Source organism: Candidatus Pelagibacter ubique HTCC8051 (assembly GCF_000472605.1).
In the GTDB taxonomy this organism is placed as follows: Bacteria; Pseudomonadota; Alphaproteobacteria; order Pelagibacterales; family Pelagibacteraceae; genus Pelagibacter; species Pelagibacter communis_B.
The window spans coordinates 803,500-829,098 of the sequence record NZ_KI421440.1 but is presented as its reverse complement, the minus strand read 5'-3'; the positions used below and the strand labels follow the sequence as shown (position 1 = coordinate 829,098).

The window sequence follows — 25,599 nt, the reverse complement described above, 5'->3', positions numbered from 1 at the left end:
ATGAATAAATTATTAAAGTTTTTAGATAGTACTTTTTTAGATCTAGGACGTGAGTTTAAATGGACCTATTTACCTCCATTAATGGTTTATATGGCTGCAGGTATTTCCGGTTTAACCGGTATTGTTGGTACTTTTTTTGTTAAAGATTATTTAAATTTATCAGCTGCATTCCTTGCAGGATTAGGGTTTTGGGCTGGGATACCCTGGGCATTAAAAATGCCTTTAGGGCATTTAGTAGATCTAATTTGGAAGAAAAAAAATTATATGGTGTATTTTGGAGCTTCATTGATCGCTCTAAGTTTACTCATTATGTATGGACTAATTATTCATACAGAGGATATGTCCGAAGTATTTTCTGTTGAGACATGGTTTGTAATAAGTGTAATTTTAGCTCCAGTTGGCTATGTTGTTCAAGATGTTGTAGCTGATGCCATGACGGTCGAAGCTGTTCCTTTAATTGACGAAACAGGAAAAGATTACTCTAAAGATCAAATAAAAATAATGCACACAACAATGCAAACACTAGGAAGGTTTGCTATTATTGGTGGCACTGTCCTTGTTGCATTAGTTAACGTAGTTTTGTTTAGAAATGTAGAAAGTTTAGAGCAGGCTGATAAAATAATTTTATATGGAACTATCTATATTTACGCTCTTGTAATACCTTTAGTTTCTATCTTAGGAGTAATTTTAGCAAAATATTTAAGAAATAAAAAAATACAGGGCTTAAAATCTAAAGGTTTAGAATTTAAGGAAGAGAGAGGTTCTAAAAAAACAGAAATTAATTGGTGGATTTTAGGGGGAAGCTTAGTTTTTGTTATTTTCACGTTATCAGTTGGTTCTTTCAATGTACCATTTGCACAAGAAATTGTTTTTATAGGCTCTGTAATAATTATTTTGTTTTTAATGTTTAAACTAATTAAAGAATTACCTGAAGAATTGCGATTAACTATCGTGGGCACAGCGGTAATTATTTTTGTATTTAGGGCTATGCCAGGTCCTGGCCCAGGTTTAACATGGTTTGAAATTGATGTTTTGGGATTTAATGAGCAATTTTTTTCTATTCTATCGTTGCTTGCATCAATTTTAACATTGGCTGGTATTGTTTTGTTAAGGCCATTTATGGCAAATAATTCAATTGCTAAAATAATTCTTGTCTTAAGTATTGCGGGTGCAATTTTGTTTTTACCAAGTGTTGGAATGTATTATGGTTTTCATAATTGGACATCTTCATTAACAGGGGGAGTAGTCGATGCGAAGTTTATTGCATTAATTAACACGGCATTAGAGTCTCCGCTTGGCCAAGTATCAATGATACCACTGCTTGCTTGGATAGCAAAAAATGCTCCATCACATTTAAAAGCAACTTTTTTTGCAGTTTTTGCATCTTTTACAAATCTTGCCTTATCAGCAAGTGCATTAGGAACAAAGTACTTAAACGAAATATTTACTGTAACTAGAGAAGTTAAAGATAAAGTTTCTGGTGAAATACAAACAACAGCAGACTATTCTGAACTTGGAGTCTTGTTGATTATTGTAACACTTTTAACTTTAATTCTTCCGATTGTGTTTGTGTTCATAATCAATAATAGTAAATATAAAACTAAAGAGTAATAAATAATAAAAAGAGCAGTGCATTATATGTGTGGCATATATAACATTGTCTATAGAAGATATTTTGAAGTACCATTGATCATAGTGGAAAAAAAATTTTTAAAAGATGTTAAATAAACTACAAATAATATTTAAAATAATTATTCTTGTTTCTATTTTTATAACTTCATCTGTTGCCGAGATTTTAAAACCTAATAGTCAAATTAAGCCATCTGAAGTAGTTAAGATCCAGCTTACAGGGCTTCAAAAAAACGATCTAGAATTCAAAGATAGTGGTATAGAGCAAACCTGGAACTTCGCTCATCCAAATAACAAAAAAGTCACTGGTCCCTTACCTAACTTTAAAAGAATGTTAAAAGGGGACTCTTATCAAATGATGCTGAATCACCTAAGTCATACAATTACAGAGCTTGGAAGTAGTGACAAATGGGCTCAATTTGAAGTCATACTCTTAGACAAAAATAAAATCTATCATAAGTTCAATTGGCAAGTCGAAAAGTATACTCTTGATGGTGCTCTAAATGACTGTTGGCTGACCACAATGGTGTCAAATCCGATCCCACTTGGTAGCTCAATTTAATTATCCACAGATACAATTTTGTTTCGTTAATTCAAAAAATTTAGTAGGAATCGCGAATGAAAACAAAAACAAAAGTTGTAGTAGTAGGTGGTGGTGTAGTTGGGGTTAGTGCACTTTATCATTTAGCTAAAAAAGGTTTAACAGATGCTGTTCTTGTTGAAAGAAAAGAATTAACATCAGGATCTACTTGGCATGCTGCGGGATTACTACCTTTGTTTAATATGAGCTATTCAGTAGGACAACTTCATAAATATGCTGTCGATCTTTATAAAAAATTAGAAGAAGAGACGGGACAAAATGTTGGATTTAGTGTTGTTTCAAATATTCGATTAGCAAGTACAAAAGATAGAATGGATGAATATCACCAGTATGCTGGCGTTGCTCAAACAATTGGTGTGGATGTAAAATTTTTAACTCCAGATCAAGTAAAAGAAATTTGGCCTTTATGTAATACTTCAGATTTACTTGGAGCAATACAACATCCTGAAGATGGATATATTCAACCAGCCGATTTAACACAAGCTATGGCAACAGGTGCAAGAAATAGAGGTGCAGAAATTTATAGAAATACTGCGGTAGTTGGAATTAAACAAAACAAAGATGGGTGGATAGTTGAAACTGACAAAGGAGCAATTGAATGTGAACATGTAATTTCTTGTTCAGGAAATTTTGCAAGACAAACTGGAAAAATGGTTGGTTTAGATATTCCAGTTATACCAGTTGAACATCAGTATATAGTTACAGAAGCACATCCTGAGATTCAAAAAAGAAAAAAAGAAGGCTTACCTGAAATGGGAGTATTAAGAGATAGTGATAGCAGATGGTACATGAGAGAAGAAGCAGGTGGCTTGATATTAGGACCTTATGAAGATGGTGCACCAGCTTGTTATGTTGATGGCCCATCAAAAGATTCAGAGTATGAATTATTCCAAGAAGACTTGGATAGACTTGCTCCACATATAGAAGGTGCCATTCATCGTGTTCCAGCTTTTGGGGAGGTAGGTGTAAAGAAAGTTTATAACGGAGCTATTTGTTATACGCCTGATGGAAATCCTATTGTTGGTCCAGCATGGGGACTTAAAAATTTTTGGATTAATGAAGGACATAGTTTTGGAATTACTGCAGCAGGTGGTGCAGGATGGCAACTTGCTGAATGGATTGTAGATGGTGAGCCAACAATTGATATGCTTGGTGTTGAGCCAAGAAGATTTGGTGATTATGCAACAAAATCTTATTTAAAAGAAAAAAATGAAGAGGCTTATAATCATGTTTTTAAAGTTCATTATCCAGATGAAGAAAGAGGAGCTGCAAGAGAATTAAGAACATCACCTTGTTATGATAGAATGAAGAATTTGGGCGCAGTATTTGGACAAAAATTTGGTTGGGAGCGACCTAATTTCTTTGCAACAGATGGAATGGAACAAAAAGATGACTGGTCCTTTAGAAGATCTAAATGGTTTGAGGCTATAAAAAAAGAATGTCAAAATGTAAAAGAAAATGTCGGTCTCTTAGATATGACTGCATTTGCTAAATGTAGAATTAAAGGCCCAGGAGCTGAAGAATTTTTAGATTATTTAGTAGCAAATAAGCTTCCAAAAAAAATAGGAAGAATAGGATTGTGTCATGCATTAAATACTAAAGGAGGAGTTCATTCTGAATTTACGATAATGAGAGAAGCTTCAGATAGTTTTTATTTAGTCTCTGCAGGAGCTAATCAAAGATTAGACCATGATTGGATTCAAAAGTGGATGCCTACTGATGGAACTGTTCAGTTTGAAAATTTAACCAACAGCATGGGTGTACTAGTTGTATCAGGTCCAAAAGCTAGAGAGTTGATGACCAGAGTTTCAAAAGATGATTTCTCTGCTGAAAACTTTAAATGGTTAAGTGCAAAAAATGTTAATATAGGAAATGCACCTGTTAACGCTATGAGAGTAAACTTTGTAGGAGAACTTGGTTGGGAACTTCATCATCCAATTGAATATCAAAATCATATATTTGATAAATTAATGGAAGCTGGTACGGACTTAGGTCTTAAGCCCTATGGAATTAGAGCAATGAATAGTTTAAGAGTTGAAAAATCTTATAAATTAGTTGGAACTGAATTATCAATTGAATACTCACCGTACGAGTCTGGACTAGATAGATTTGTTCATCCAAATAAAGGTAATTTTATTGGTCTAGAGGCACTCAACAAGTGGAGAGAAAAAGGTTTTGAAAATAAACTTGTTACTATGGAAATACATAACGTGGAAGATGCTGATGTCTTAGGGAATAATCCAATTTATGAAAATGATAAAGTAGTAGGACGTGCGACAGGTGGGGATTTTGGATTTAGATTAGATAAATCAATTGCATTAGGTATGGTTAAACCAAATGTTGCGACAACAGGTCAAAAATTGAAAATTGATATTTTAGGAAAAATGTATGATGCTACAATATTAGATGAGAGTCCATACGATCCAGAAAATAATTTATTGAGAGCATAATGAAAATTTTAGTCGCTGTTAAAAGAGTAATTGATTATAACGTCCAAGTAAGAGTTAAAGAGGATGGGTCTGGTGTAGTTACTGAAAATGTTAAGATGTCTAGCAATCCACCTGATGATAATGCAATTGAAGAAGCTGTAAAAATTAAAGAAGCAGGTAAGGCAACTGAAATTGTAGCAATTACAGTTGGTGAAGAAAAATCTCAAGAAACTGTAAGAAAAGCTTTAGCAGTTGGTGCTGATAGAGGTATTTTAGTTAAAACAGAAGGAACAGTCGAACCACTTGCGGTAGCAAAAGTATTACAAAAAATTGTCGATAAAGAAAAACCAGATTTAGTTTTTATGGGTAAACAAGCAATTGATGATGATTGTAATCAAACAGGTCAAATGTTAAGTGCGTTATTAAATTGGCCTCAGGCAACCTTTGCATCAAAAATCGAGATAAAAGATAAAGTTTTAAATGTAACTAGAGAGATTGATGAAGGCTTAGAAACAATTGAGGTTAATGTACCAGCAATTGTCACGTGTGACTTAAGATTAAACGAACCAAGATATGCATCATTACCGAATATAATGAAGGCTAAAAAAAAACCTTTAGAAATTTTAAATGCCTCAGATCTAGGAATTGACACAACACCTAGAGTTCAGCAAATTAAAGTAGAAGAACCACCAAAAAGAAAAGCAGGAATTAAAGTAGCAAATGTAGCTGAATTAGTTAGTAAACTTAAAAATGAGGCAAAAGTAATTTAATGTCAGCTTTATTAATAGCAGAGCATAATAATAAAGAAGTAAAACCTTTTACGTTAAATGCAATTACCGCTGCATCACAAATTGATGCTGATGTACATGTGCTACTAATCGGTAATAATTGTGAAGATGTTGCTAAATCTTTATCTGAAATATCAGTAGTAAAAAAAGTTTTATATGCTGAAGCTGTTCATTATGAAAATTATTTAGCAGAAAATTTTGCTCCGTTAGTAGTAAAAGTTTCTGAAAATTATACTCATATAGTTTGTTCGGCAAATACATTTGGTAAAAATTTAATGCCAAGAATAGCTGCTCATTTAGACACATCACAAGTAAGCGATATTATAAAAGTTATCTCACCTGATACGTTTTTAAGACCGATTTATGCGGGAAATGCATTTGCGACAGTAAAAAGTAGTGACACCAAAAAATGTGTAACTATTAGACCCACATCTTTTGACCCTTGTGAGACATCTGGCGGATCTGCTCCAATTGAAAAAATTGAACCAACTGAAGAATTCACATCATCAAAATTTATTAAAAGGGAAGAGGTTAAATCAGATAGACCAGAACTTGGAACTGCCAGAGTAGTAGTTTCTGGTGGAAGAGGAATGCAAAATGGAGAAAATTTTAAATTGATAACTGATATTGCGGATAAATTAAATGCTGCTATTGGTGCTTCAAGGGCTGCAGTAGATGCAGGATACATAAGTAACGAACATCAAGTTGGTCAAACAGGTAAAGTTGTTGTTCCAGATTTATATATTGCAGTTGGAATATCAGGAGCAATTCAGCATTTAGCTGGAATGAAGGAAAGTAAAATTATAGTCGCAATAAATAAAGATGGTGAAGCACCAATATTTAGTGTCGCAGATTATGGTTTAGAAGCAGATTTATTTGAAGCACTTCCTCAATTCTTAGAAGAATTAAATAAATTAAATAGTATACAAAAATAATTCTTAAAGATAAAAATATCACATGGGTAGAGAGTCGATGGAGTATGACGTTGTTATAATTGGAGGAGGGCCCTCTGGATTATCTACAGCAATCAAACTTAAACAACTTGACCCAAATTTAAACGTTTGCTTGTTAGAAAAAGCATCAGAAATAGGTGCTCATATTCTTAGTGGAAATGTTTTTGAAACTAGAGCTTTAGATGAGCTATTACCAAATTGGAAAGAGCTAAACTCACCAATTAAAACTAAAGTTTCAAAAGAAAGATTTTTATTTTTAGGTAAAACTAAATCAATTAGTTGGCCAACATGGTTACTTCCCAAAGTCCAACAAAATCATAACAATTATATTATTAGTTTAGCAAATTTGTGTAGGTGGCTTGCAGAACAAGCTGAAGCTTTAGGTGTTGAAATTTTTCCAGGGTTTCCTGCGAGTGAAATTTTATATAATGAAGATGGCTCAGTTAAAGGTGTTGCAACTCAAGATATGGGTATTGATAAAGAGGGAAATCAAAAAGATAGTTATGAACCAGGTATAGAATTATTAGGTAAAGTTACTGTTTTTGCAGAAGGATGTAGAGGTCACCTAGGAAAACAATTAATTGAAAAATTTAATCTTTCAAAAGACAAAGATCCTCAACAGTATGGAATTGGTTTTAAAGAAATATGGGAAATAGATGATAAAAACCATGATGAAGGAATGGTGATGCATACTGCTGGATGGCCACTAGATAATAATACCTATGGTGGGAGCTTCATGTATCATGCAGAAAATAAACAAGTATTTTTAGGGTATGTAATAGGTTTAGATTATAAAAACCCTTATCTTTCTCCATATGATGAATTTCAAAGGTTTAAAACACATCCTTCAATCAAAAAAATAATAGAAGGTGGGAAGAGAATTTCTTATGGTGCGCGTGCATTAATTGAAGGTGGGATTCAAAGTTTGCCTCAAATGTTTATGCCGGGAGCATTACTAGTTGGTTGTGATGCTGGAACATTAAATATGCCAAAAATAAAGGGTTCTCATACTGCAATGAAAAGTGGAATGATTGCTGCGGAGACAATAATTGAAAACATTAAAGAGAATAAAAATTTATCAATTTATGAAGAAAAATTTAAAAAAAGTTGGGTTTATGAAGAACTTCATGCAGCTCGTAATGTAAAACCTAGTTTTAGTTGGGGTTTAATACTTGGAATAATATTTACAGGAATTGACCAAATTTTATTTAAAGGAAAATTACCTTTTACTCTAAAACACAAGCATGCTGATCATGAAACTTTAAAACCAGCAAACGAGATGTCTAAAATAGATTATCCAAAATATGATAATGTTATTACCTTTGATAAAACAAGCTCAGTTTATCTAACAGGCACAAATCATGCTGAAAATCAACCTGTTCACTTGAAACTTAAAGATCCTAATTTACCTATTAGTTATACTTTGGAAAAATATGACGAACCTGCTCAAAGATATTGTCCTGCTGGTGTTTATGAAGTTCAAAAAGAAAATGATGTAAACAAATTTGTGATTAATTCTCAAAATTGTATTCACTGCAAAACTTGTGATATTAAAGAGCCGTCTCAAAATATTACTTGGGTTACCCCAGAAGGTAGTGGTGGACCTAAATATGGAAATATGTAGTTTAAGACAAATCTATTGCAAACTTTTTTAATGTTTCAATAGGCACATGTTTTAAAGTGTTTTTATGAGTTCTCTTTAAAAAAATTGGACATCCTTTACCTGCTTCAACTGCTTTAGCATACCAGCTGGCACAAACACACCATCCATCTCCATCTTTTAATCCAGGAAACCCAAATTCAGGGTGAGGTGTGATTAAATCATTCCCTGCAACTTTTAACCATTCTAAAAATTCAGTTGTAACTTTTGCACAGACAGTATGAATGCCATGATCATTTTCATCTGTATTACAGCAACCATCACGATACCAACCTGTTAAAGGATTATTTGAGCACTCTTCTAGATCTTCGCCTAGAACATTTTTTTGTTTATCACTCATTTAAATTTTTGTTGGATTAGGCTGACCTTTATAAACTTCTTCTGGATCAAAAGATTTTTCTTTTTCTTCAAACTTCATCTTAATTTCTCGACCATTATCTATTGGTCCCATTGGAATTGATCTGTAAAAACAAGATCTGTAACCCACATGACAACTTGAACCGTCTCCAATATCAACAGTCATCCAAACCGAATCTTGATCATCATCAATTCTTAGTTCAGTTACTTTTTGTGTAAATCCACTTGTTTTACCTTTGTGCCAAATAGCTTTTCTAGATCTACTAAAATAATGAGCTTCTTTAGTCTCTATAGTTTTTTTTAGAGCTTCGACATTCATATATCCATGCATTAACACATCCTTTGTTTTAGAACACATTGTAATTACAGGTATTAGACCATCATTATCAAATTTAGGTGATAGAAGATTTCCCTCTTCTATTTCTAGGACATTTTCTCTCTTTTTGAACATATGGATTGATTATTTAGCATAAATCTCGATATATTAAATATTTTAAAATTAAGTAATTACTGTATAAAAAGGCGCTATGAAATTAGTTAAAGACACAGAAAGTAAAATATTAGATGCGAATACAGTTTCTGACAAAGAAGCAGAAGCAGCATTTAAAACAATTTTAACATGGTTAGGCGAAGATCCTAGTAGAGAAGGATTATTAGAAACTCCAAAGAGAGTAATGAAGGCATATAAAGAATATTTTTCAGGCTATAAAGTTGATCCGAGTAAAATTTTAGACAAAACTTTTGGTGATGTAGATGGTTATGATGATATGGTGATACAGAAAAATATTTCTATCCAAAGTCATTGTGAGCACCACATGGCTCCAATTATTGGTAAAGCTCATGTTGCATACATTCCAAACGAAAGAGTTGTTGGTTTAAGTAAGCTTGCTAGAGTTGTTGAAGTATTTTCAAAAAGATTACAAACTCAGGAAAGACTTACTATGCAGGTTGCTAAAACTTTAATGGAATCGTTAGATGCAAAAGGTGTAGCTGTAACGATTGACTCAACCCATCAATGTATGACTATGAGAGGTATTAAAAAAGAACAAGCGTCAACTGTTACAAATTACTACTTAGGTCAATTTAAAGAAGATCTAAGTTATCAAAATAGATATTTAAGATTTATCAGTATCACAAAAGATTAAAGTGTCAGATCAATTCAAAGCATTAATCATCAATCAAGAAGGTGATAATTTTACTAGAGAAGTAAAATCAATTGATAAAAGCTTTTTAAAACATGGTGATGTAACTATTAAAGTAGATTATTCAGATCTTAATTTTAAAGATGGAATGATTCTAAAGAATGGTGGAAGATTAGTTAAAGAATTTCCTCATATTCCAGGAATAGATTTTTCAGGTACTGTTTTAGAAAGTGAAAACTCAAAATTTACAGAAGGTGATGAAGTTATTTTAACAGGCTTTAGAGTAGGAGAGGTATTCTTTGGTGGATATTCGCAAATAGCAAAAGTTAATGCAGATTTTTTAGTAAAGAAACCTAAAGATTTAACAAGTAGACAAGTAATGATTTTGGGTACAGCTGGATTTACTTCTTTAATGAGTGCTTTTGCAATTCAAGCAAGAGAAAGTATTTTGTTAGGGGAAAAAGTTAATGATGTACTGGTCACTGGTGCTACAGGTGGTGTAGGTAGTGTAGCGGTAATGGCTTTAACAAAACTAGGTTACAATGTTACTGCTGTTACAGGAAAAGATTCTAAAGAAGATTATTTAAAATCACTAGGTGCTAAAAATGTTGTAAATAGGTCTGAATTTGACAAGGACCCAAGATTAATTGATAAAGGTTTATGGGATGGTGTAGTAGACACTGTGGGTGGAAAAATTTTAGCTAACTCAATAGTTCAAACAAAACCAAATGGAATTATTGCAGTATGCGGAAATGCAAATAATAATGAGCTAAATACAAGCGTGATACCATTTATGTTAAGAGGAATTAAACTTTGGGGAATGGACTCTGCAAATTGTAGTATTAAAAGAAGAGAGTTTATATGGTCAGAGGCATCAAAATTAATTGATTTTGATTTACTTGAAAAATCAATTGTAACAGTTAGCTTAGAGGAATTAATTGAAACATATCCAAAAATTTTAAAAGGTGAGATTTCTGGTAGAGTTATAGTTGATTTAAACAAATAATGGATTGGGATAAATTAAAGATATTTCATGCTGTAGCTGAAGCAGGAAGTTTTACCAACGCAACAGTAAACTTAAATCTAAGTCAGTCTGCAATCAGCCGACAAATTCAAGCATTAGAACAAGATTTAAAAGTTCAACTTTTTGAAAGACATGCAAGAGGATTAACTCTTACAGAAAATGGAGAGTATGTTTTTAAAACTGCACATGAAGTAATTAGTAAACTTAAAGAAGTTGAAACTTCTCTTGGAGATCAAAAAAATAAACCAACAGGAAAATTAACAATAACAACTGTTAGAAGTTTTGGAACTCACTGGCTAACACCTAGAATCCAAGAGTTTATGAGATTAAATCCAGAAATTGAAATTGAATTGGTTTTTGATGATAAAGAACTAGACTTAAGCACGCGTCAGGCTGATATTGGTATTTTTATGAGAAGACCAAAACAATTGAATTACATTCAAAAAAAATTAGTTGATATCAAATATTATGTTTATGGATCTAATAAATATTTAGAAAAATTTGGAATGCCAAAAACTATTGCTGATTTAAATAAACATAAGTTTATTTCTTTTGGAAAAGGTGCTCCTTCTCCAGTTTATAATCCTGATTGGGCTTTAAAACTTGGAATGCATGATGGCAAAAAAAGAAAAACAGTTATGAAAGTAAATAGTGTTATGGGATTACTTTTAGCAGTAGAATCTGGAGTAGGCTTAGCTGCTTTGCCAGAATATTTAGTTTCTAATTCAGCTAACTTAATTAAAGTTTTACCTAAGTCTGAAGGACCTATTACAGAAGCTCATTTTGTTTATCCTCAATCATTAAAAAATACCGCAAGAGTTCAAGCTTTTAGAAATTTCTTGTTTAGTAAAATAGGTGACTGGAAATAGTTGTTTCCAGATAAATTTTTAAAAATCAAATTTATTTAAAAAAAGCTTTACAACTGCGACAATATATGCGATTGATAATCATTCGCATTGAGAATAATTCTCATTCGCAAAATAACAAATAAAATCAAGGAAAAAAATGAAAAATATAGGAATAATTTCAATTATATTTGCCTTTTTTGCAAATATTGCTTTTGCAGCAGAGGTAAATGTATTTAGTGCAAGACACTATGATTCAGATACTCAATTGTATGAAAAATTTACTGCAAAAACTGGCATTAAAGTAAACATTGTATCTGGAAAAGATAAAGCCCTTCAGAAAAGAATTACTGAAGAGGGATCAGCTTCTAAAGCTGATATCTATATCACAGCTGACGCTGGAAGATTAGGTGCATTTGATGCAAAAGGTATGTTTCAAAATTCAATGACACCAGCAATTAAGGCTGCTGTTCCAAAAAACTTTAGATCTACTAACTGGACAGGAATAGCTAAGAGAGCAAGAATTATGTATTACTCTCCAGAAAGAGTTAATGCAAATGAACTTAATGGTATGACTTATGAAGGTCTTGCTGATCCAAAATGGAAAGGTAGAGTTGTTATAAGAAAATCTAATAATATTTATAATCAATCACTTGTTGCATCATTAGTTAAAAATGTTGGTAAAGCAGAAACCTGCTCTTGGGCAAAAGGTGTTGTTGCTAATATGGCTAGAGACTCAAAAGGAAATGATAGAGCTCAAATTTTAGCTGTAGCTGCAGGTGAAGCTGATTTAGCAGTAGCCAATACTTACTATTATGCTTTGATGTTATCTGGAAAAAAAGGTGCTGAACAGCAAGCTGCAGCAAAAAAAGTTTTACCTTTCTTTCCAAATCAAGGTGATAGAGGTACTCATATGAACATTAGTGGTGGTGGAATTTTAAAAACTGCACCTAATGCAGATAATGCAAAAAAATTACTTGAGTTTTTATTAACTAAAGAAGCACAGAGTCATATAGTTAATAATACATTTGAATACCCAATGATTGACGGTGTTGAGCCTCATGATTTGGTTAAACAAATGGGTCTTGGATATAATCAAGATTTAAAAACTAAAGTTGTTAATTACGGAAAAAATCAAGCAAAAGCATTAGAGTGTATGCTAGCAGCTAATTGGAAGTAATTAATAGTGAAAAAGAATTTATTTAACTTTAATTTAAGTAATTCTTCTAATGAGAGTGGTTCACTTGAGGGTCAGATAACATGTGAACCATGCTCATCAGAGTGTGAAAAAATGAATAGTAAAATAAATAATAGAAAATTATCAGATATAAATGATGAAGAGGTTTTAAATATCCTTACCCCGTTTAAATATTGATATATTTTTCTTTTTAATGATTGTGCTCAAATCTTTCTCCTAGGATCTTTACCCTTTCCTAATAATTAGTTTTGGGCACAAAAAAATAATGAATTTATTATGATCAAAGGATTTAAAATACCAAAAGTAATATTTAGAGTAAGAGAAGGAGATACTTCTGATGATGAAGCAATTTGTGCGATCGGTGGTAAGTGGATTGATAAATCTTCAGATGAGTTTTTTAAAGGAAAAAGAGTAATTCTGTTTAGTCTACCTGGTGCGTTTACTCCAACTTGTTCATCACAACAATTACCAGGGTTTGAAAAAAATGCTGCTAAATTTAAAGATCTAGGTATTGATGACATATATTGTTGTTCTGTAAATGACTCCTATGTGATGAATGCTTGGGCAAAAAAAATGAATATTTCCAATGTAAAAGTAATACCCGATGGATCAGGTCTTTTTACTAAATATATGGGTATGTTAATTTCTAAGGATCATGATGGTTTTGGTCAAAGAAGTTGGCGATATATGGCTATTGTTAACGATGGAATAGTTGAAAAATGGTGGCAAGAACCAGGTATTAATAATTCTGGATCTGATGATGATCCTTATATTGAGACTACACCAGAAAACTCAATTATTTATCTTTCTGAAACAAAGTAAATTTATACTAAATAAATAAATTTATATTATAAAACCAATTTATGTTTAAGAATTTAAATATTTGGTTCGTATCATCTTTAATTATTTCTATAGGTGTATTAATACCAATTATTACTGTTTCTTTAAGTTTTTTTGAAGATACTTCTAATTATTATCAAATTTTAAAAAATACTTTTTTATTAGAGTATATTATTAACTCTTTTATATTATTAGTTTGTGTTTTAGTTTTAACTTTTTTGATAGGCACTACCTGTGCTTATTTAGTTTCATTTTACACCTTTCCATTTAGCAATTTTTTTAAATGGGCATTAATTCTTTCATTTGCAGTTCCTCCTTATATTTATGCATACTCATTAACAGCTTTTTTTGAAAATTATGGAACAGCATTTACGATTTTAACAAATTTATTTGGTGAAGGGAATTATAATAAAAATATTCCAAAGTTTGATGATTTACTTGGTGCAATTCTTTCACTATCTTTTTCTTTGTTTGCCTATGTTTATATTCTTTCAAGAGCATCGTTTTTATATCAATCACAGAACTTAATTGATTTAGGTAAAACTCTTGGTTTTTCAAAATTTAAATCCCTATATTCATTAATTTTACCTTCAGCACGACCTGCCATAGTTGCTGGATTATCACTTGTAGCTATGGAAACTTTAGCTGAGTTTGGTGCTGTTGATTTTTTTTCTATAAATACATTATCAACAGGAATTTATAATTCATGGATAGCATTTGATGATTTAGCTTTTTCAAATCAATTATCTTTTTTTCTATTATTATTTATATTTGGATTATTTATACTTGAAAATTTATCTAGAAAAAAAGCTAAATACCATCTGAATACCAAAGGTGGATTTAAACAAAAAGAAAAAACAAAACTTTCCGGAAAAAGATCCTTTTTTGCATTCATGTTTTGTTTTATTATTTTTTTTCTAAGTTTTTTATTTCCATTAAGTCAAATGTTATATTGGACAATAAAATTTCCAGAAAACTTTTTTGATATAGATGCAATCACACTTACACTAAATACAATTTACTTAGTAACTTTATCCAGTTTTGTATTAATTATTTTTTCTCTTATCTCTAATTACGGTAATAGAGTTTCTAAAAATAAATTTTTAAATTTTTTATCAACCCTATCTATCTCAGGTTATGCTATACCTGGAGTTATTTTAGCAGTAGCTTTTATTACATTCGTTGCATGGTTTGATGAAAATGTTGTTAAAAGTTTAGGTTTTTTGTCTATTAAAAAAATTTTTATAGGTTCTGTCCTTGGACTAGTTTTAGTTTATTTTGTCAGGTTTTATTCTTTAGCGTTTAATGGAATTAAGTCAGGTTATGAAAAAATAAATATTTCAGTTGATGAAAGTTCTTATTTGTTAGGTTACTCAAAAAAAAAAACTTTTATGAATATTCACATACCTTTTTTAAGAAATTCACTTATGTTTGTTTCTATATTGATTTCGTTAGAAATTATAAGAGAGCTGCCAATTACTCTAATATTAAGACCCTTTAATTTTGAAACATTTGCTACAACAGCTTATCTTTCTGCATCTGAGGATTTATTGGAGGTAGCAGCAGTACCATCTTTATTTTTAATTTTAATTGCAACACTATTTATTATGTTTACATCTAAATATATTTTAAAAGAAAAATGAAAAATAATTATTTAGAAATTAAAAACGTTGATTTTAGAATAGGTGGAAAAACGAAAGTTAAAGATGCCTCTTTTTCAATTGAAAATGAAGGTGAAACCTTATGTATATTAGGTCCATCGGGTATTGGAAAAACAACAATTCTTAGAACAATAGCTGGTTTAGAAAAAATTGAAAAAGGCACAATTCATTTAAATAATAAATTATTATCCTCAAAAGAAAAAAATATCGAGCCAGAGGATCGTAACGTGTCTTTAGCCTTTCAAGATAATAGTTTATTTCCCCATTATACAGTTGAAAAAAATATTCTTATTGGCTCTGAAAGAAATAAAGAAAAGAAAAAAAATAAATTAAGTTTTAAAGAAATTATAAAACTACTTGATATATCAAAAATTTTAAAAAAATATCCCCATGAAATTAGTGCGGGAGAAGCACAAAGAGCATCACTTGCTAGATCATTATTAACTCAACCTAATTTACTTTTGTTAGATGAGCCTTTGTCAAATGTTGATCAAAGTTTTAAAGAGGAAATTCAAGTAAGATTAAAAAAAATATTAAATAAATTAAAAATTACAACAATAATTGTAACACATGACTCTTATGAAGCTTTCTATCTTGGTCATAAATGTGCAATTATATTAGATAGTCAAATAAAGCAATTTGATGATCCTTATAATGTTTACCATTTTCCAAATTCTGTAGAAGTTGTAAATTTTTTGAATAGAGGAATTTTAATTCCTGCAAAGGTTACCGGTGAAAACAGTTTAGAAAATAAAGATTTAGGTACGATTAAAGGGAATTTTACAAAACATTATCCAAAGGGATCCAATGTCCAACTTTTACTACAACCTGAGGATTTAGAGCATGATGATAAAAGTAATCTTAAACTTGAGGTAGTTGATAGAAAATTTAGAGGTACAAATTTTATTTATACTCTTAAGACTGGAAGTGATTTACTAATACCTGTATTTGTTCATTCTCACCATGTTCATCAACATGAAGTTGAAGAAAAATTTGGAATAAAGAGACCAATTAATATTGATCACATAGTTTGTTTTTAATAAATAAATAAATAAATGCTCTCAAAAAAACAATTATTTACCAGAGGGATGCTGGATATTTCTCCACATATGATATCAGTAATTCCATTCGGAATTATTTGTGGAGCAATTGGTGTTGATCTCGGTTTTAATCCTTATTTAGTCTATGCAATGTCCTTCATCATATTTGGAGGTGCTTCACAAATTGTATTTTTACAGGTACTTTCAGGTGGTGCCTCAAGTTTAGTTGCTGTTACATCTGTTGGAATTATTAATTCAAGACACTTATTATATGGTGCAGTTTTATCTGAATATCTTGAAAAGTTATCATTAATTAAAAAGTTATTAATTTCCTATTTCGTTGTAGATCAAGGATTTGCAGAATCTAATAAATTTTTTAAAAAAAATAAAAATGAGCAACACTTACATTACCATTTGATTGGTACAGGTTGTACAATGTGGGTTTGCTGGCAAATTGCAACCCTTTCAGGTATTATTTTAGGATCATTCGTTCCCGAAGAACTTGGTTTAAAATTTACAATACCACTTACTTTTATAGCAATTGTTGTTCAAGATTTAAAAAAAATTGATCATTTAATAGTTATGATTACTTGCGGTTTAAGTTCATTGTTATTTTTTGACGCTCCTTTTAAGTCTTATATATTAATTTCACCATTTATCGCTTTATTTGTAGCTTCATTATTATTGAGGTTAAAAAAATGACTTGGTTTACAATTATTATTGCAGGAATATTAACTTATTTTATGAGAATGACTATGATTGTATTAATTGATAGAGACATGCTTGGAGATAAAGTTAAAGCTGTATTAGAATATGTCCCTTCAGCAGTATTTCCAGCAATTATATTCCCAGCAATCTTCATTAATGATTATGGAGCATTTGTAGAAATGAATGATCCTAAAATATTTGGAGCTATAATAGCAGTTATTGTTGGGTATTTTTCAAAAAATATTATTGCAACTATTATATCTGGATTGATTTCTTATTGGTTTTTAATATTTGTAGTATTTAGTTAGCACCTAATTGAATGTTTTTACTAATATTATTGTCCATCATTTCTGGTTTAGATAAATTGAGATTAGACATAATTTCAACATACTCATCAACACTTTTTACTTGGAGTCTTGGATTGAATTTTTTTTCATTACCAATTGTACTTGAAAACTTACCATTATAATCGTGACCAGGATAAACCAATGTTTCCTCTGGTAATTTCAAAATATTATTGAATAAAGAGTTGTAAGCATCTTTAGAACTACCATTTTGAAAATCTGTTCTACCAGTTCCATTTATCAGAAGTGTATCCCCTGAAAAAAGATAATTATCTAACAAAAAACTATAACTATCTGAGGTATGTCCAGGTGTATATAATGATTTAATTTTTAAGCTATCAATATTAATTAATTCATTATCTTTTACTTTAATTTCAACCGCATCAGCAGGTGTATGTTCTCCCATGAGAGTTGTACAGTTTGTGGCTTGTTTTAACTTTGTTGCACCAGTAACATGATCTGCATGAATATGAGTATCAATGACTTTTACAAGTTTAAGATCAAGTTCTTTTAAAAGTTGAATATATTCGTCTACATTTTCTAAAACTGGATCAATTATTAAAGCTTCGCGACCTTTTGCCGAAGCAATTAAATAAGTATAAGTAGAGGTTTTTTTGTCAAATACTTGTTTAAAAATCATATAATATTAATATCAAATTATTATGAACACCTCTACATTTGATTGGTCTTGCAAACACACTTGGAAAGTAAGTGCAAAAAATACTTTATGGTGTGTTATAGGTTGTTCTATAGGTGACTTTGGAACTATCCTTTTTTTTCAATTATCCAAAATTCCCTTACCAATTCTTGGCATAATGACTTTAGCAATCATTAATGGCTTAATTACAAGTATAACTTTAGAGACAATTATTTTAATGAAACAAGATTTTAAATTTCAAAATGCTTTAAAAACAGCAATGGGCATGAGTTTTATTTCAATGGTTAGTATGGAAGTTGCGATGAATTTAACAGACTACCTATTGACAGGTGGAGCAATGATTACTTGGTGGGTAGTACCAATTATGTTAATAGTAGGTTTTTTAACACCTTGGCCTTATAATTATTGGCGTTTGAAAAAATTCGGAATTGTTTGTCATTAACAATCTAAAATAATTATTAAAGAATAAAGTGATCAATAAAAATTTAATTATTCTTACTATTTGCCAAGTTTTCTCTTTTACGGCACCTCCAATTACAGTTTTTATAAGTGGAATTGTAGGATTAAAAATTTCACCAATTGCATCTTTGGCAACACTTCCAACATCCTTATCAATAGTAGGTACTGCAGTATTCTCATTTTTTGCGGCTAAGATAATGAGTAAAATTGGAAGAAAAAAAGGATTTATGTTTTCATCAACATATTCGAGTTTAGCCTCGTTGCTTGGAGCTTATTCAATTTATACCGAAAATTTTATCTTATTTTGTATTTCATGTTTTGTAATTGGCACTGGGATTGCATTTACACATCAATATAGATTTGCTGCAGCAGAAACAGTTAAAAAAAATGATAGTTCAAGAGCAATTTCTATATTGTTACTTGCAACAATTATTTCTGCTTTAATTGGTCCTAATGTTGCAAACTTTACAAAAGATATAATTGTAGATCATCTTTATACTGGATCTTATATTTCTTTATCAGTACTAACTATTATACCAGTTTTTTTATTATTTTTTTATAGAACAGATGAGAATCCAAAACCCAAAGAAAAAATAAATGGTAATCAAAGATCATACTTTGAGTTAATACAAAACCCGATTATTCTACAAGCTATAGTTACTGCTGCATTTGCATACTCAATAATGTCATTCATAATGACAGCTACCCCAATCAGTATGTACAAAATGCATGGATTTACATTAGGTTCAACTAGTATAGTTATTCAATCACATATAATCGGTATGTTTTTACCATCATTGATTACAGGATCATTAATTAAAAAATATGGACACTCCAAAATTATATATTCTGGAGCTTTAATTTATTTAATTTGCATTTTATTAAGTTTTTATGATCAAATATTTATAAATTATTTAATATCACTAGTGTTGCTAGGTATTGGATGGAATTTTTTATTCATTGGAGGAACAAGTTTATTGGTACTTTGTTATAAAGAAAGTGAGAAATTTAAAGTACAAGGTTTTAATGATGTTTTAGTTTTTTCAATACAATCTATTGCTAGTCTTATAGCAGGTTATTCAATTTTAAAATTTAGCTGGAATGAAATTAATTTAGCATGCATTCCTTTAGTTTTATTGATTATATTAATTTCGATTAGAGCTGATTTGTATAAAAAAAATTTAACATCTAAATCTAAAAAGACTTATTCATAATTTTAAAACTTATATGAAGCCTTTAAAAAATTGGGATAATAATACTTGGTTATCATCACAAAAATACATTAATTCCTTCAATCAATTTATATTAAAACAAGTAAAGTTGAATAAAAATTCTAGAATTTTAGATATAGGCTGTGGAAGAGGAAAAATTTTAGGAAATTTATCGAGTAAATTAAGATTATCCAACAAACCTATTGGTCTAGATATAGAAAATCATAAAGATAAAAGTAAAAAAATGATTTTTAAAAAAATTGATGCACTGTCTTTTATTTCAAAAACTAAAATCACTTTTGATTTAATTTTAATAAAGCAAACAATTCATTTATTTAAAAAAAAACAAGTAATTAAGTTATTATCACTTTGTAAAAATAAACTTAATCCAAATGGAAAAATTATTATCTTAAGTTTAGATCCAAATAAAAATGAAATACCAACATTTTCATTAATGAAAAAAAAATTGACTTTTTCTTTGAATAAAGACGAGAAACTATTTGATTTAATCTTAAAAAATCAATCTAAAATAATTATTAAAAGATTTGTTTATGAGGTAAGAATTCTAAAAACAAAATATCTTCAAATGATTAGAAATAGATATATTTCTACTTTACTTAGTATTTCTAATAAACAAATACAAAATGGGATTATTGAAATTAAAAATGATTATGGAAAATTCTTTAAATTTAAAGACAGATTAATTTGTTTTATTATAAAGAAATAATTAAAGTATTTTTTTTAACAAATTATCGTTAAAAAATAATTTGTGAACAACTACAGCCATCAAATGAATCACAATTAGAGCTATTAACAAATAATTAGAGTAAACATGAATATCATAAAATAGTTCCCCTAATTCAAAATTATCTTGAATCTTAATTTTTTTAAAAATGATTATTAGTGTTTCACCATTTAATAATTTTTTAAAAATTCCTGATATTGTGATTGATAGAATTGTCACATACAGCATTATATGATTTAACTTTGCTAAAAATTTTTGACCTTTAAAAACACTTGGTTCTAACTTTGGTGTTGGGTTAAAAATTTTATAGAGCAACCTTAAAATCACTAAGTAAAATATAGATAAACCCACTGTTACATGAATATCTTCTACGGTTAGTCTTTCAGGTCCAAAATCTAAATCTACCAAATAAAATCCAAGTGGAATTTGTATAAAAAGCAATATTGCACTTATCCAATGCAACAATTTTGAAATTAAACCATATTCTGTTAAAGTATTCTTAACGTGCATAGTTTAATTAAACATATTGTAAAGAATATTGGTATTAGTTTGTTTTTACTAATTTCAATGCTTATTTCTACCCACGCAAACTCTGAACTGTCTGCTGAAGACATAATTAAAAATAGAAAAGCTTTGTTTAGTAAAAACTATAACACAGCCAAAAAAGTTCAATCTCTCTCATCGAGCGGTGATTTTGATGCTGCCAAAAAATTAATGCTACAAATGAGCGAAAATTATAAAGCTTTACTAGAAATGTTTCCTGACAACACTAAAGAGGGATTTAAAACAGAAGTTACTCCTTTAGTATGGGAAGAAAAGGATAAATTTAATTCTTTAATGCAAAAATCCTCAAATGATATGATTAAATTGACATCAATCATCGAAGAAACAGATAATATTAGAGGTACGTTAGGACAATTAATGTGGGCTAATTGCAAAGCATGTCATTCAAAATATCGAGTAGAACATTAAATTTTTAAAATTTTAAATTAATAAAAATAATGATCCCTTTGAAAATTAGAGAACATTTGGATAATTATATTCATCAAGAAGTTTACGTTCAAATAGCAGTAATAAAAGGTAAGGAAAAAGTATCTACCAAAGTAGCAATTGAAAGCTATTTTAACTCAAATCATTTTAGAGATTTGTCCAAAGGTAGACCTTATGATCATTTTATTAACGGGTTAAATGAAAAATGTCTGATTAAATTAATTAATTCACCCATGAGAGATAAAGAAACAGATGATGAAGTAATTAAAGAACTCCAAAAAAAACTAAAAGAATTAAGTAATAAAGAGTTAGAAAATACTTTTTGGGAAATTGAAACTGGAGAGTTTGTAAGTAATAATCAGATTAAAGAGTTAGAACAAGAAAGGGATCAAATGATTGAAAGCTTGAATATTAAGAATAAAGATAATGTTCACAAAGTTTTAATGGATTTTTGTAATAAATATGAGGAATTATGCATTGTTAAATATCCTGATGCGCCACTTCCTTTAGAAATATTAAAATCTACTGGTTCCTAATCATTGGATAAACTTTAGGACTTAGGTATTTTAAATTTGTAATCATTATTAAAGCCAAAGTAACTAATCCAATACTTAATCCAAGATTTAATAAAACTTTAAAATCAAAAGCCCAGACTAATTGAAAAATATTTTCCATAATAAATTTAGAAGCAGTTACAGCAAAAAATGTTGCTATCAATATTACAGAATTAAAGATTATTATAAATTCTATTAAGGAAGATAAAATAACTTCTTTTTTAGAAAACCCTAAAATTTTAAATACTAAATTTTGATATTCTTTCACTTTTCCTTGAACCATAATTGCACTTGAAATTACAATTAATCCTATGATGATTGTAACTGCTGAGATAAGGGTAACTGCAATAAACACTTTATTCAAAACATCTGTTACTTTATTCAAATAATCTGCAATCTTAATCATAGATAAACTTGGAAGAAATTCTAGCATTGAAGTTTCATCAAATTTTTCAATTTTTTCAAATTTAGCAGTAGCCAAATATTCATGAGGAATATTTTTTGCAAATTGAGGATTAAATAACATTGCAAAATTAATACTAAGATCACGATAATCAACAGCTCTAAAATTAACTATTTCACCATTAATTTCTCTACCATAAATATTAAGTGTGAACACATCACCTAATTCAATATTTAAATTTTTTGCAACTTCAGCATCTAAAGAAATTTGTAGTTGATTAGGCTTGGTAAGATCCCACCACTCACCTTCTGTCAATGGATTATCTTCTGGAACTTCATCTGACCATGATGATCTTCTGTCGCTACCAATAACCCAATAGCTATCATTATCAGGCTGAATATAAGTATTTGGATTTACTCCATTAATTTTAATAATTCCAGATGACACCATCGGTACCACCTCAATTTTTGCATTAGGATCCATATCCAATATATTTTTTTCAAATATTTCTTTTTCTCCTTTTTGAATACCTACAAAAAAATAATCAGGAGCGATATCAGGTATAGATTTTGCAATTTCTCTTTGAAAATTAGTTCCAACTAGTGCTAGCGTTAAAAGCAAAGTAACTCCCAAACCTAAAGACATAATTGTAATTGGAGTAATACTTTTTGTTTGTGTTATGTTTTTAATAGATACTTTTAAAGATATATTGGAAGTAGATTTAAATTTTTTTAAAAAATATATAATTATTTTTGAAAGTAAAAAAAATACAATTAAACAAATAAAAAATGCCACAAAATATCCAAGACTATAAATGGGTCTTTCAGATCCAAAGCTAAATAATAATACCAAAATAGATAATAATATCAGACTTAGAGCTATAGATTTTTTTGAATAATAAAATTCTAAATTTTGAAAAACATTCCTAAATAAATTAGAGGCTTTGACTTGATCGATTGAACTTATGGTTGGAATTGAAAAAATAATGAGAACTAATAATCCAACTAAAAATATCTTAATAAAATTTACTATTGAAAATACTGGAGAAACATTAAGCCCCAATCCATCTGATAAATATTGATCTACAATAGGAACTATTAAAAAACTTGAGGCATAAGCTAAAGTTGTGATCACTAAAAGTAAGATGAATAATTGAAGATAATAGAGTGTTTTAATGTTTCCTGAATAAAATCCAACTGCTTTTCTAACCGCAATAGACATGTTATTCTGATTAATAAAAGAGAGAAGAGTGTTTGCAATTCCAATTCCTGCAATCAGCATAGCACTAATAGAGACTAATGATAAAAACTGGGAAAAATTATTGATAATTCTTTTTAATCCACTTGCAGAATTTTCAGGATATCTAATCTGAACTTCTTGATCATCTTTAAATATATTTTCAATTCTTTTTTCTATTTTATTAGTATCATCGCTTTCATTAAATTTTACTTTGTACTCATAATTTAAAAAACTACCAATTCCATTTAATTTTAAAATTTCTAATGTTTGATCACCTGCAAGTGCCCAATCACCAAATGCAACAAATCCACTAACATCAGGTACAGATTTTACAATTCCTATAATTGTAAATATTTGATTTTGGACTTTAATTTTTTCATTAATTTTAAGGTTTAAATTTTTGGATAAACTTTCATTTATCAGCAAAGTATTAGGCTCGTTATGCATTCTATCGAATGCACCAGCTGGTTCATAATCAACTGAACCATACAAAGGATATTTCATATCAACAGTTTTTATTCTTGTAAAAAGAGATTTATTTTTTTTTCTATCTGTTGTCGAGACCATTGTACTAAATTCAATCATTTGAGAAATAGTTGCAAATTTTTTTACTTGATTGACCAGCTCAAGATTTCCTTCATTACGATTATAATCTATTTCAATATCTCCTCCTAATAGAGATCTAGCATTATCATTTAGTTCTTTTTTTAAACTATCTTCGATTGTGAAGATGGCACTTAAAATAAAAAGACTAATAAAGAGAGTTACGACAATACTAGATAATTTTTTATAATTTCTGCTTAAATCTTTTAAAGCATACCTAATAATTAAGTTTAGTTCAGATGGTTTATTTAATTTTTCCATCTTTAATTTTAATTTTTCGTTTTGCTTTATTAGCTAATTTTGGATCATGTGTTACCATAATTAGCGAGGACCCTTCTTCTTTTACATAATTAAACAATATGTCAGAAATCATTACAGAATTTTCAGTATCTAAATTTCCAGTAGGCTCATCTGCTAAGATTAACTCTGGTTTCATTGCAATGGCTCGAGCTATAGCAACTCTTTGTTGTTCTCCACCTGATAGTTGGCTTGGTAAATTATTAAATCGATGACTAAGTCCAAATCTATCTAATAACTGTTTTGCCTCTTTTTCAGGATTTTTGAATCTATTCAATTCAAGAGTTAAGGCTACATTTTCAACTGCCGTATAATTAGGGATTAAATAAAATGACTGAAAAATAATACCAATATTTTTTCTCCTTATTTCCGAAACTTTATCTTCACTTAATTTTGTTATTTCATGATTTTGAAAAAAAATTTTTCCAGAGGTAGCTTTTTCCAACCCTCCAATTAACATTATAAGACTAGTTTTTCCTGATCCACTTTCACCAACAATAGAAATAGTCTCTTTTTTCTTGGTAGTTAAGTTAACATCTTTTAAAACTCTGATATTATCTTTACCAGTTTGGTATTTAAGATTTACTTTATTTAATTTAAGAAGAATGCTCATGAATAAAAGTTTTATTATTAAAATAATTGTACTCTGTCTAGTCACCATAAAGGTAAGTGCAATAGAAAAAGTAATATTGTTTGGAGATAGTTTGATGGCTGGTTACGGATTACCTAATGAGCAACATTTATCAGTAGTTTTGCAAGAGAGCTTAGAGTTAGAAGGTCATATAATAGAAATTGTTAATGGCAGTGTTTCAGGAAGCACTTCTGCAGGAGGATTAAATATAGCCGATTGGACTTTATCAGAAACTAATATTGATTTAATGATTTTGTGTCTAGGTGCAAACGACATGCTCAGAGGTATTAACCCTAATGAGACAAAAAATAATTTAGAAGAAATAATTAAAATTGCAAAAAATAAGAATATTAAAGTGATTATAGCAGGAATGATTGCACCAACTTCTTATGGTTATGGTTACAAAAAATCTTTTGATAAAATCTTTTCTGATTTATCAAAAAAATATAAGTTACAATTAATTCCATTTCTACTTGAGGGTGTAGCTCAAAAACCTGAATTTAATTTAAGTGATGGCATGCATCCAAATGACCAAGGCACAATTATCATTGGTAACACTTTAAAAAAAGCGATCTTAAAAAATCTATAAA

Annotated in this window: 27 protein-coding genes and 1 pseudogene; 22 read left to right on the top strand and 6 right to left on the bottom strand. The window is 29.5% G+C overall.

Going from position 1 to position 25,599, the window contains the following annotated elements; translation table 11 throughout:
* The 6 genes from F754_RS0104545 (at position 1) to F754_RS0104520 (ending at position 8,024) form a co-directional block, all read left to right on the top strand.
* Entirely contained in the window at positions 1-1,611 is a 1,611-nt protein-coding gene (locus F754_RS0104545; protein WP_023648733.1) for a membrane protein, read from the top strand.
* Between the two features lie 106 nt (positions 1,612-1,717).
* Positions 1,718-2,191, top strand: coding sequence for a hypothetical protein (locus F754_RS0104540; protein ID WP_023648732.1), 474 nt, complete (start codon positions 1,718-1,720; stop codon positions 2,189-2,191).
* A gap of 56 nt (positions 2,192-2,247) precedes the next feature.
* Positions 2,248-4,680, top strand: a complete 2,433-nt coding sequence (locus F754_RS0104535; protein ID WP_023648731.1) for an FAD-dependent oxidoreductase — start codon at positions 2,248-2,250, stop codon at positions 4,678-4,680.
* On the top strand, positions 4,680-5,429 hold the full coding sequence (locus F754_RS0104530) for an electron transfer flavoprotein subunit beta/FixA family protein (protein WP_023648730.1): 750 nt from the start codon (positions 4,680-4,682) through the stop codon (positions 5,427-5,429). Before F754_RS0104535 ends, F754_RS0104530 begins: the two co-directional genes overlap by 1 nt.
* Entirely contained in the window at positions 5,429-6,382 is a 954-nt protein-coding gene (locus F754_RS0104525; protein ID WP_023648729.1) for an FAD-binding protein, read from the top strand. The genes F754_RS0104530 and F754_RS0104525 overlap by 1 nt, the downstream gene beginning before the upstream one ends.
* A gap of 22 nt (positions 6,383-6,404) precedes the next feature.
* Positions 6,405-8,024, top strand: a complete 1,620-nt coding sequence (locus F754_RS0104520) for an electron transfer flavoprotein-ubiquinone oxidoreductase (protein ID WP_023648728.1) — start codon at positions 6,405-6,407, stop codon at positions 8,022-8,024.
* Between the two features lies 1 nt (position 8,025).
* On the opposite strand, the gene F754_RS0104515 is transcribed toward F754_RS0104520, so the two are convergent.
* On the bottom strand, positions 8,026-8,400 hold the full coding sequence (locus F754_RS0104515) for a DUF2237 domain-containing protein (RefSeq protein WP_023648727.1): 375 nt from the start codon (positions 8,398-8,400) through the stop codon (positions 8,026-8,028).
* On the bottom strand, positions 8,401-8,868 hold the full coding sequence (gene hisI, locus F754_RS0104510) for a phosphoribosyl-AMP cyclohydrolase (RefSeq protein WP_023648726.1): 468 nt from the start codon (positions 8,866-8,868) through the stop codon (positions 8,401-8,403).
* Between the two features lie 76 nt (positions 8,869-8,944).
* Here hisI and folE point away from each other — a divergent pair, with 76 nt between their 5' ends.
* The 10 genes from folE to F754_RS0104460 all read left to right on the top strand — a co-directional run bounded on the left by folE (position 8,945) and on the right by F754_RS0104460 (position 17,183).
* Positions 8,945-9,562 carry a GTP cyclohydrolase I FolE gene (folE, locus tag F754_RS0104505; protein WP_023648725.1) on the top strand — a complete coding sequence of 206 codons (618 nt, stop codon included), beginning with the start codon at positions 8,945-8,947 and terminating at the stop codon, positions 9,560-9,562.
* Between the two features lies 1 nt (position 9,563).
* Positions 9,564-10,565 carry an oxidoreductase gene (locus F754_RS0104500; RefSeq protein ID WP_023648724.1) on the top strand — a complete coding sequence of 334 codons (1,002 nt, stop codon included), beginning with the start codon at positions 9,564-9,566 and terminating at the stop codon, positions 10,563-10,565.
* Positions 10,565-11,452: a LysR family transcriptional regulator gene (locus F754_RS0104495; RefSeq protein ID WP_023648723.1), complete on the top strand. Its 888-nt coding sequence runs from the start codon at positions 10,565-10,567 to the stop codon at positions 11,450-11,452. Before F754_RS0104500 ends, F754_RS0104495 begins: the two co-directional genes overlap by 1 nt.
* A 136-nt stretch (positions 11,453-11,588) precedes the next feature.
* The gene (locus F754_RS0104490) at positions 11,589-12,608 is read left to right on the top strand and encodes a Fe(3+) ABC transporter substrate-binding protein (protein WP_023648722.1); all 1,020 of its coding nucleotides are present in this window, start codon (positions 11,589-11,591) and stop codon (positions 12,606-12,608) included.
* Between the two features lie 6 nt (positions 12,609-12,614).
* A complete protein-coding gene (locus tag F754_RS0104485) occupies positions 12,615-12,803 on the top strand; it encodes a hypothetical protein (RefSeq protein ID WP_023648721.1) in 189 nt (62 codons plus the stop codon).
* Between the two features lie 102 nt (positions 12,804-12,905).
* Positions 12,906-13,448 (top strand): peroxiredoxin, encoded by a 543-nt coding sequence (locus F754_RS0104480; protein ID WP_027303460.1) that lies wholly within the window; start codon positions 12,906-12,908, stop codon positions 13,446-13,448.
* 41 nt (positions 13,449-13,489) lie between these two features.
* The gene (locus F754_RS0104475; RefSeq protein ID WP_023648719.1) at positions 13,490-15,109 is read left to right on the top strand and encodes an iron ABC transporter permease; all 1,620 of its coding nucleotides are present in this window, start codon (positions 13,490-13,492) and stop codon (positions 15,107-15,109) included.
* A complete protein-coding gene (locus F754_RS0104470; RefSeq protein WP_023648718.1) occupies positions 15,106-16,167 on the top strand; it encodes an ABC transporter ATP-binding protein in 1,062 nt (353 codons plus the stop codon). Before F754_RS0104475 ends, F754_RS0104470 begins: the two co-directional genes overlap by 4 nt.
* A gap of 15 nt (positions 16,168-16,182) precedes the next feature.
* Complete coding sequence (locus F754_RS0104465; protein WP_023648717.1) at positions 16,183-16,869, top strand: AzlC family ABC transporter permease; 687 nt, start codon at positions 16,183-16,185, stop codon at positions 16,867-16,869.
* Positions 16,866-17,183 carry an AzlD domain-containing protein gene (locus F754_RS0104460; RefSeq protein WP_023648716.1) on the top strand — a complete coding sequence of 106 codons (318 nt, stop codon included), beginning with the start codon at positions 16,866-16,868 and terminating at the stop codon, positions 17,181-17,183. The genes F754_RS0104465 and F754_RS0104460 overlap by 4 nt, the downstream gene beginning before the upstream one ends.
* Here the strand turns inward: F754_RS0104460 and F754_RS0104455 are convergent.
* A complete protein-coding gene (locus F754_RS0104455) occupies positions 17,176-17,859 on the bottom strand; it encodes an MBL fold metallo-hydrolase (RefSeq protein WP_023648715.1) in 684 nt (227 codons plus the stop codon). The two genes, F754_RS0104460 and F754_RS0104455, sit on opposite strands and share 8 nt — an antisense overlap.
* A 22-nt stretch (positions 17,860-17,881) precedes the next feature.
* Between F754_RS0104455 and F754_RS0104450 the strand changes: the two genes are divergently transcribed.
* Genes F754_RS0104450 through F754_RS0104440 form a run of 3 tightly spaced genes read left to right on the top strand, consistent with a single transcriptional unit; the run spans position 17,882 to position 20,274 of the window.
* A complete protein-coding gene (locus F754_RS0104450) occupies positions 17,882-18,319 on the top strand; it encodes a DUF4396 domain-containing protein (protein WP_023648714.1) in 438 nt (145 codons plus the stop codon).
* Between the two features lie 31 nt (positions 18,320-18,350).
* Positions 18,351-19,550 carry an MFS transporter gene (locus F754_RS0104445; RefSeq protein ID WP_023648713.1) on the top strand — a complete coding sequence of 400 codons (1,200 nt, stop codon included), beginning with the start codon at positions 18,351-18,353 and terminating at the stop codon, positions 19,548-19,550.
* 13 nt (positions 19,551-19,563) lie between these two features.
* Positions 19,564-20,274 carry a class I SAM-dependent methyltransferase gene (locus tag F754_RS0104440; RefSeq protein WP_023648712.1) on the top strand — a complete coding sequence of 237 codons (711 nt, stop codon included), beginning with the start codon at positions 19,564-19,566 and terminating at the stop codon, positions 20,272-20,274.
* Here the strand turns inward: F754_RS0104440 and F754_RS0104435 are convergent.
* A pseudogene (locus tag F754_RS0104435) lies at positions 20,275-20,817 on the bottom strand (cytochrome b).
* 42 nt (positions 20,818-20,859) lie between these two features.
* Here F754_RS0104435 and F754_RS0104430 point away from each other — a divergent pair.
* Positions 20,860-21,264, top strand: a complete 405-nt coding sequence (locus F754_RS0104430; protein WP_051332840.1) for a cytochrome c — start codon at positions 20,860-20,862, stop codon at positions 21,262-21,264.
* A 29-nt stretch (positions 21,265-21,293) separates the two neighbouring features.
* Positions 21,294-21,818, top strand: coding sequence for a hypothetical protein (locus tag F754_RS0104425; RefSeq protein ID WP_023648709.1), 525 nt, complete (start codon positions 21,294-21,296; stop codon positions 21,816-21,818).
* On the opposite strand, the gene F754_RS0104420 is transcribed toward F754_RS0104425, so the two are convergent.
* Both F754_RS0104420 and F754_RS0104415 read right to left on the bottom strand, forming a co-directional pair.
* Positions 21,805-24,342 carry an ABC transporter permease gene (locus F754_RS0104420; RefSeq protein WP_023648708.1) on the bottom strand — a complete coding sequence of 846 codons (2,538 nt, stop codon included), beginning with the start codon at positions 24,340-24,342 and terminating at the stop codon, positions 21,805-21,807. The two genes, F754_RS0104425 and F754_RS0104420, sit on opposite strands and share 14 nt — an antisense overlap.
* Positions 24,326-24,991 carry an ABC transporter ATP-binding protein gene (locus F754_RS0104415; RefSeq protein ID WP_023648707.1) on the bottom strand — a complete coding sequence of 222 codons (666 nt, stop codon included), beginning with the start codon at positions 24,989-24,991 and terminating at the stop codon, positions 24,326-24,328. Before F754_RS0104415 ends, F754_RS0104420 begins: the two co-directional genes overlap by 17 nt.
* Between F754_RS0104415 and F754_RS0104410 the strand changes: the two genes are divergently transcribed.
* Positions 24,990-25,598 carry an arylesterase gene (locus F754_RS0104410; protein WP_027303457.1) on the top strand — a complete coding sequence of 203 codons (609 nt, stop codon included), beginning with the start codon at positions 24,990-24,992 and terminating at the stop codon, positions 25,596-25,598. The genes F754_RS0104415 and F754_RS0104410 overlap by 2 nt on opposite strands.
* The last annotated feature ends 1 nt before the right edge of the window (position 25,599 follow it).

What these genes read in the sequence shown, in the direction of transcription:
- F754_RS0104410 (WP_027303457.1), top strand. Translation starts at nt 24,990, where the DNA reads ATGAATAAAAGTTTTATTATTAAAATAATTGTACTCTGTCTAGTCACC.
- F754_RS0104535 (WP_023648731.1), top strand. Translation starts at nt 2,248, where the DNA reads ATGAAAACAAAAACAAAAGTTGTAGTAGTAGGTGGTGGTGTAGTTGGG.
- F754_RS0104440 (WP_023648712.1), top strand. Translation starts at nt 19,564, where the DNA reads ATGAAGCCTTTAAAAAATTGGGATAATAATACTTGGTTATCATCACAA.
- F754_RS0104540 (WP_023648732.1), top strand. Translation starts at nt 1,718, where the DNA reads ATGTTAAATAAACTACAAATAATATTTAAAATAATTATTCTTGTTTCT.
- F754_RS0104530 (WP_023648730.1), top strand. Translation starts at nt 4,680, where the DNA reads ATGAAAATTTTAGTCGCTGTTAAAAGAGTAATTGATTATAACGTCCAA.
- F754_RS0104520 (WP_023648728.1), top strand. Translation starts at nt 6,405, where the DNA reads ATGGGTAGAGAGTCGATGGAGTATGACGTTGTTATAATTGGAGGAGGG.
- F754_RS0104455 (WP_023648715.1), bottom strand. Translation starts at nt 17,859, where the DNA reads ATGATTTTTAAACAAGTATTTGACAAAAAAACCTCTACTTATACTTAT.
- F754_RS0104490 (WP_023648722.1), top strand. Translation starts at nt 11,589, where the DNA reads ATGAAAAATATAGGAATAATTTCAATTATATTTGCCTTTTTTGCAAAT.
- F754_RS0104525 (WP_023648729.1), top strand. Translation starts at nt 5,429, where the DNA reads ATGTCAGCTTTATTAATAGCAGAGCATAATAATAAAGAAGTAAAACCT.
- F754_RS0104465 (WP_023648717.1), top strand. Translation starts at nt 16,183, where the DNA reads ATGCTCTCAAAAAAACAATTATTTACCAGAGGGATGCTGGATATTTCT.
- F754_RS0104475 (WP_023648719.1), top strand. Translation starts at nt 13,490, where the DNA reads ATGTTTAAGAATTTAAATATTTGGTTCGTATCATCTTTAATTATTTCT.
- hisI (WP_023648726.1), bottom strand. Translation starts at nt 8,868, where the DNA reads ATGTTCAAAAAGAGAGAAAATGTCCTAGAAATAGAAGAGGGAAATCTT.
- F754_RS0104415 (WP_023648707.1), bottom strand. Translation starts at nt 24,991, where the DNA reads ATGAGCATTCTTCTTAAATTAAATAAAGTAAATCTTAAATACCAAACT.
- F754_RS0104545 (WP_023648733.1), top strand. Translation starts at nt 1, where the DNA reads ATGAATAAATTATTAAAGTTTTTAGATAGTACTTTTTTAGATCTAGGA.
- F754_RS0104420 (WP_023648708.1), bottom strand. Translation starts at nt 24,342, where the DNA reads ATGGAAAAATTAAATAAACCATCTGAACTAAACTTAATTATTAGGTAT.
- F754_RS0104470 (WP_023648718.1), top strand. Translation starts at nt 15,106, where the DNA reads ATGAAAAATAATTATTTAGAAATTAAAAACGTTGATTTTAGAATAGGT.
- F754_RS0104495 (WP_023648723.1), top strand. Translation starts at nt 10,565, where the DNA reads ATGGATTGGGATAAATTAAAGATATTTCATGCTGTAGCTGAAGCAGGA.
- F754_RS0104430 (WP_051332840.1), top strand. Translation starts at nt 20,860, where the DNA reads ATGCTTATTTCTACCCACGCAAACTCTGAACTGTCTGCTGAAGACATA.
- F754_RS0104460 (WP_023648716.1), top strand. Translation starts at nt 16,866, where the DNA reads ATGACTTGGTTTACAATTATTATTGCAGGAATATTAACTTATTTTATG.
- F754_RS0104425 (WP_023648709.1), top strand. Translation starts at nt 21,294, where the DNA reads ATGATCCCTTTGAAAATTAGAGAACATTTGGATAATTATATTCATCAA.
- F754_RS0104515 (WP_023648727.1), bottom strand. Translation starts at nt 8,400, where the DNA reads ATGAGTGATAAACAAAAAAATGTTCTAGGCGAAGATCTAGAAGAGTGC.
- F754_RS0104450 (WP_023648714.1), top strand. Translation starts at nt 17,882, where the DNA reads ATGAACACCTCTACATTTGATTGGTCTTGCAAACACACTTGGAAAGTA.
- folE (WP_023648725.1), top strand. Translation starts at nt 8,945, where the DNA reads ATGAAATTAGTTAAAGACACAGAAAGTAAAATATTAGATGCGAATACA.